The following is a 1605-nucleotide window of genomic DNA, read 5'->3' on the forward strand; positions in this document are numbered from 1 at the left end:
AGCGCGGACTTGTCGTCGAGGGTGGCAGGATCGTCGAGCTCGTTGGCACGGACGGACCGGCAAACGCCTGCGACGCAATGTTCGACGCGCGGCGCCACGTCATCATTCCCGGCCTCGTCAACGCGCATCACCATTTCTTCCAGACCCTGACCCGGGCCCATCCGCGCGCCATCAACAAGGAGCTGTTTCCCTGGCTGAAACAGCTTTATCCGATCTGGGGCGCCCATCTCGATCGCGACTGCTTTCGGCTCGCCGTGCGCGTTGCGCTCACCGAGCTCCTGATGTCAGGCTGCACCACGGCCGCGGATCATTTGTTCGTCTTTCCAGACGACATGGCCGACGCCGTCGACATCGAGGCCGAGGAGGCCACGAAACTCGGCATGCGCATGACACTGACGCGCGGCGCGATCAATCTCGGCTTTGCCGATGGCGGCATCGCCGACCCGCGACTGATGCAGGATTATGATGCCGTGATTGCCGATTGCGAACGGGTGCTCCGCAAGTATCACGATCCGAGCGAGGGCTCCTTGCTGCGCGTTGCGCTGGCGCCATGCGCGCCGTTCAACGTCACCCGGCAACTGATGGTCGATACCGCGGCGCTCGCCGAGCAGCACGACTGCCTGCTTCATACCCATCTCGGAGAAACCCGCGATGAGGATGACTACTGCCTGCATCATTATGGCTGCCGGCCGCTGGATTACCTCGAACAGGTGGGCTGGCTGAACGAGCGCGTCTGGCTCGCGCATGGCATTCACTTCAACGATGCCGAGATTGCGCGGCTCGGCCGGCACGGCATTGGAATCTGCCACTGCCCGACCTCCAACATGGTGCTGTCGTCGGGTATCTGCAGAACCAGGGATCTGGAGGCGGCAGGGGTACGCGTGGGGCTTGGCGTCGACGGCTCGGCCTCGAATGACAGCTCGAACCTGATGGAATCCGTGCGTCACGCCTTGCTGCTCGGACGGCTGGCCTATGATGCCTCTGCGGTGACACACCTGGATGCCTTTCGCTGGGCGACCGAGGGCTCGGCGAAATGCCTTGGACGGCGGGATATCGGCAAGATCGCGGTCGGGCGGCAGGCCGATCTGGCCTGCTTCACCTTGGAAGCACTGAGGTTTTCAGGCGCGGGCGATCCGATTGCCGCGCTGGTGCTGTGCGGCGCCCATCAGGCCGACCGGGTCATGATCGCGGGCGAGTGGCGGGTGACGGACGGCGTCCCGGTCGGAATGGATCTGGCGCGGCTGCGCCAGGAGCACGGCCGGGCGGCGCGGGCATTTCTCGCCCCGCATTGAACGATTCCGTGCGTGCTCCTGTTGCCACGAATGACCGATCGTATGCAATTGCCCAATCTTCGCGTCGCTGTGCTCAATCGCTGGTCATTTGCCTGGATCAGCATTGAAAATCCAACAGAGTTTGGCCCTCCGTCTGCTCAATCGATCAGCTTGACCGGCAAACAGGCCGCCCCCTAAGCTTTTGCTCAATTCCGGCTGCAATGGGTGAATACCTGGCGTCGGATTCCAGCAGGTTTTGCGGAGTCCTCCATGGCCAGAGACGGAAATTCCTATCTCGCAAGTTTGCGCGACACCCGTTCGATCTACATCGACG

Annotated in this window: 1 protein-coding gene; it reads left to right on the forward strand. The window is 62.8% G+C overall.

The features are described 5' to 3' along the window. Window positions 1-1292: 8-oxoguanine deaminase (locus WCB02_RS28795; RefSeq protein WP_423963144.1), on the forward strand; the 1292-nt coding region annotated here is incomplete at its 5' end. Window positions 1293-1605 lie beyond the last annotated feature (313 nt).

The sequence above is a fragment of the Bradyrhizobium sp. genome (genome assembly GCF_049581145.1).
Classification (GTDB): domain Bacteria; phylum Pseudomonadota; class Alphaproteobacteria; order Rhizobiales; family Xanthobacteraceae; genus Bradyrhizobium.